4 protein-coding genes are annotated in these 4,277 nt (G+C 74.4%); 2 read left to right on the forward strand and 2 right to left on the reverse strand.

What is annotated here, in order from left to right; all coding sequences use genetic code 11:
- Nucleotides 1-156 precede the first annotated feature (156 nt).
- Entirely contained in the window at nucleotides 157-444 is a 288-nt protein-coding gene (locus tag N866_RS11840; RefSeq protein ID WP_034226587.1) for a WXG100 family type VII secretion target, read from the forward strand.
- Nucleotides 445-510: 66 nt separating this feature from the next.
- Nucleotides 511-777, forward strand: coding sequence for a DUF4031 domain-containing protein (locus N866_RS11845; RefSeq protein ID WP_034226589.1), 267 nt, complete (start codon nucleotides 511-513; stop codon nucleotides 775-777).
- A gap of 115 nt (nucleotides 778-892) precedes the next feature.
- Here the strand turns inward: N866_RS11845 and groL are convergent, their stop codons facing one another.
- Both groL and N866_RS11855 read right to left on the reverse strand, forming a co-directional pair.
- The gene (groL, locus tag N866_RS11850; RefSeq protein WP_034226591.1) at nucleotides 893-2,527 is read right to left on the reverse strand and encodes a chaperonin GroEL; all 1,635 of its coding nucleotides are present in this window, start codon (nucleotides 2,525-2,527) and stop codon (nucleotides 893-895) included.
- A 207-nt stretch (nucleotides 2,528-2,734) separates the two neighbouring features.
- On the reverse strand, nucleotides 2,735-4,207 hold the full coding sequence (locus tag N866_RS11855) for a phytoene desaturase family protein (protein WP_245612574.1): 1,473 nt from the start codon (nucleotides 4,205-4,207) through the stop codon (nucleotides 2,735-2,737).
- Nucleotides 4,208-4,277: the final 70 nt, after the last annotated feature.

The raw sequence follows: 4,277 nt of genomic DNA on the forward strand, positions 1-4,277 counted from the left end.
GAGCCGACACGCCCGCCGGAGCCGACACGCCGCCCGCCGGGGCGCCCGGGGCGGCGGCGCCGTCCGCCGAGCCCGTCCACAGGGACGGCGTCCCCGGCGCCTGAGCCTCGCGGCACCGCCCTACCGTCGGCCCCTCGAACGAGCCGAGGAGGGCCCATGAGGTACGAGGTCGACAGCGACCGGGTGGCACAGGCGAGCGCGGCGGCAGGCCGGTCGGTCGCGGCGGTCCGGACGGAGGTGGCGGGCCTGCTGCGGCACCTGACCGACCTGCAGTCCGGCTGGCGGGGCGGGGCCGCGACGGCGTTCGGCGGGGTGCTCGCCGAGTGGTCGGCGACGCAGCAGCGGGTCGAGGCGAGCCTGGACCAGATCACGGCCGCGCTGGGGTCCGCGGCCAGCACCTACGCCGAGGCGGAGCAGAACGCGTCCCGGCTCTTCGTCCGCTGAGGCCCGCGGGGCCGGGTGGCACAGCACCCGGCCCCGTGCGCCTGCGCCGTGTGCTTCCATCGACGGGTGGCCGTGCTCCTGGACCCCCCGCTGTGGCCCCGCCACGGGCGGGTGTGGGGGCACCTCGTCAGCGACACGTCCCTGGAGGAGCTCCACGACCTCGCCGACCGCGCGGGGATCCCCCGGCGCGCGTTCGACCGGGACCACTACGACGTGCCGCAGGAGCGGTACGACGAGCTCGTCGCCCTCGGGGCGCAGCTCGTGGACTCCCGCGAGCTCGTCCGCCGGCTGCGCGCCTCCGGGCTCCGCGTGCCGGCCCGCGAGCGTCGCTGAGCGGGACCGGACCACGCCCTCACAGCACGGGAGCACGACGAACGGGCGCCCCCCGAGGGGGACGCCCGTTCGTGTGCTGGTCAGCCGCTGCGGCGGCCTCCCGATCCCGGGGGGATCAGAAGTCCATGCCGCCCATGCCGCCGTCGCCACCGGACGGAGCGGGGTGACGCTCCGGCTTGTCGGCCACGACGGCCTCCGTGGTGAGGAACAGGGCCGCGATCGAGGCCGCGTTCTGCAGCGCCGAGCGGGTCACCTTGACCGGGTCGTTCACGCCCGCGGCGAGCAGGTCCTCGTACACGCCGGTCGCGGCGTTGAGGCCCTGGCCGGCCGGGAGGTTGCGCACGCGCTCCGCCACGACGCCGCCCTCGAGGCCGGCGTTGATCGCGATCTGCTTGAGCGGGGCGTCGACCGCGTACTGGACGATCCGCGCACCGGTCGCCTCGTCGCCGACGAGCGAGGTGATGGCCTCGGTCTCGAACGCGAGCTTGCCGGCCTGGATGAGCGCCACGCCACCACCGGCGACGATGCCCTCCTCGACCGCGGCCTTGGCGTTGCGGACGGCGTCCTCGATGCGGTGCTTGCGCTCCTTGAGCTCGACCTCGGTGGCCGCGCCCGCCTTGATGACGGCCACGCCGCCGGCGAGCTTGGCGAGGCGCTCCTGGAGCTTCTCGCGGTCGTAGTCCGAGTCCGAGTTCTCGATCTCGGCGCGGATCTGCGCGACCCGGCCGGCGATCTGCTCGGCGTCGCCCTGACCCTCGACGATCGTCGTCTCGTCCTTCGTCACGACGACCTTGCGGGCCTGGCCCAGCATGTCGAGCGTGGCGTTCTCGATCTTCAGGCCGACCGTCTCGGAGATGACCTGGCCGCCGGTGAGGATGGCCATGTCCTGCAGCATCGCCTTGCGGCGGTCGCCGAAGCCCGGGGCCTTGACGGCGACGGACTTGAAGGTGCCGCGGATCTTGTTCACGACGAGCGTGGCCAGGGCCTCGCCCTCGATGTCCTCGGCGACGATGAACAGCGGCTTGCCGGCCTGGATGACCTTCTCCAGCAGCGGCAGCAGGTCCTTGACGTTGGAGATCTTCGACTCGACCAGCAGGACGTACGCGTCCTCCAGGACGGCCTCCTGGCGCTCCGGGTCGGTGACGAAGTACGCCGACAGGAAGCCCTTGTCGAAGCGCATGCCCTCGGTCAGCTCGAGCTCCAGGCCCAGGGCGCTGGACTCCTCGACCGTGATCACGCCCTCCTTGCCGACCTTGTCCATCGCCTCGGCGATGAGCTCGCCGATGGCCGGGTCGCCGGCGGAGATGCCCGCGGTCGCGGCGATCTCCTCCTTGGTCTCGACGTCCTTGGCGGCCTTGAGCAGCTGCTCCGTGACGGCCTCGACGGCCTTCTCGATGCCGCGCTTGAGGGCGATCGGGTTGGCGCCGGCCGCGACGTTGCGCAGGCCCTCGCGCACGAGCGCCTGGGCGAGCACGGTGGCGGTGGTGGTGCCGTCACCCGCGACGTCGTCGGTCTTCTTGGCGACCTCCTTGACGAGCTCGGCGCCGATCTTCTCGAACGGCTCCTCGAGCTCGATCTCCTTGGCGATCGAGACACCGTCGTTCGTGATCGTGGGGGCGCCCCACTTCTTCTCCAGCACGACGTTCCGGCCCTTGGGGCCGAGCGTGACCTTGACGGCGTCGGCCAGGGCGTTCATGCCCCGCTCCATGCCGCGGCGGGCCTCCTCGTCGAAGGCGATGATCTTGGCCATTCGGATGGTCCTCCGGTTGTGGCGGTGGGGACTGGCCGCAGTGCCCGCGACGGACGGCTCGGCGCCGCACGGTCACGTCCCGGCGGCTCCGGCCTCACCTCTGGCCAGACGTTCTGTCACTCTCGTGTCGAGAGTGCTAACGCATTATTGGCACTCTCGACCCGAGAGTGCAAGGCGCCTCGGCCCCCCGGTGGACGGGCGGGCCGGTCAGCGACCGGGCCGCAGGTCGGGCGGGACAGCGATCCCGAACCGGTCCCGCAGCACGCGGCGCGCCACGTGCCAGCCGCCCATCCCGTGCACGCCCGGCCCGGGGGGCGCCGACGAGGAGCAGAGGTACGCGCCCTCGACCCCGGTGGCGTACGGGTCGACCTGCCAACGCGGGCCGACGAGCATGCGCCGCAGGGTGATCGCGCCCCCGGCGATGTCGCCGCCGACGTAGTTCGCGTTGTCCACGGCCATCCGCGCCGCCGGCACCGCGTGCGCGGCGACGACGACGTCCCGGAAGCCGGGGGCGAAGCGCTCGATCTCCGCGGTCACCGCCGCGGTCATGTCCCGTTCCGAGCCGGCCGGCACGTGCGCGTAGGTCCACAGCGGCCGGATGCCGGCCGGACCGATCCGTCCGGGGTCGACGACGGCCGGGTCGCTGAGCAGCACGGTCGGGTGCTGGGCGTGCCGGCCGCGCGCGACGGCGTGCTCCGCGCGGGCCATCTCCGGCCGCGAGCCCCCGAGGTGGACCGTGCCCGCCCGACCCACCTCCGGGTGGGCCCACGGCACCGGCCCGGACAGCACGAAGTCGACCTTCGCGGCGCCGTTCCCGTGGCGGAACCGCCGGAAGCCCTGCGCGAACCGGGTCGGCATGCGGTCGGCGAGCACCTCGGCCGCGGTCGCCGGCGTCGTGTCGAAGACGTAGGCGCGCGCCCGGGGCAGGTCCGCCCCGCGGCGCACCGGGCGGTCCGTCGTCACCACGCCGCCGTGGCGCGCGAGGTCGGCGAGCAGCGCGTCGGTGATGACCTGCGTGCCGCCGCGCGGGACGCACCACCCGGTCGCGTGCCCCAGCGCGCCGAGGAGCAGGGCCGTGCCGGCCGCCGGCAGCGAGGGCAGCGGCGTGATCGCGTGCGAGGCGACACCGGTGATCAGCGCCGGCGCGCGACCCTCCTGGAAGCGACGCCCCCAGGTCGCGCCCAGGCCCTGCTCCAGCACGCGCAGGCCGAAGCCGACGGCGGCCACGAGGTCCCGCGGGAGGCGCCGGTAGTCCCCCAGCACGAGGTCGACCACCCCGTCGGCGTGCTCCACCAGCGGTCCCAGGAGCGCGCGCCAGGCCGGTCCGTCCACGCCCAGGTGCTCGACGGTGCGGTCCAGCGAGCGGTAGGCGACCGCCGCGTCGCCGTCGGCGAGCGGCTGGGCGTAGGACACCTCGGGCGTCAGGAGCTCGACGCCGCGACCGGCCAGGTCGAAGCGCCGGAAGAACGGGGAGGCGAGGGCCATGGGGTGGACGGCGCTGCACTGGTCGTGCACGACGCCGTCGACGATCCCCGGCACGGTCCGCGCCCCGCCACCGGCGGTGGGCTGCGCCTCGAGCACCTCCACCGACAGGCCGCTGCGCGCCAGGGTCACGGCGGCCGCGAGGCCGTTCGGGCCGGAGCCGACGACGACGACGTCCAGGGCGGTCCGGGTGCTCACCCCGCCCATCCTCGTGCAGCGGTCGAGCGGGGGCGAACGGGCCCTCTCAGCCCTGATCCACCGGTCCCTT

This window comes from Actinotalea ferrariae CF5-4, assembly GCF_000603945.1.
GTDB classification, from domain to species: domain Bacteria; phylum Actinomycetota; class Actinomycetes; order Actinomycetales; family Cellulomonadaceae; genus Actinotalea; species Actinotalea ferrariae.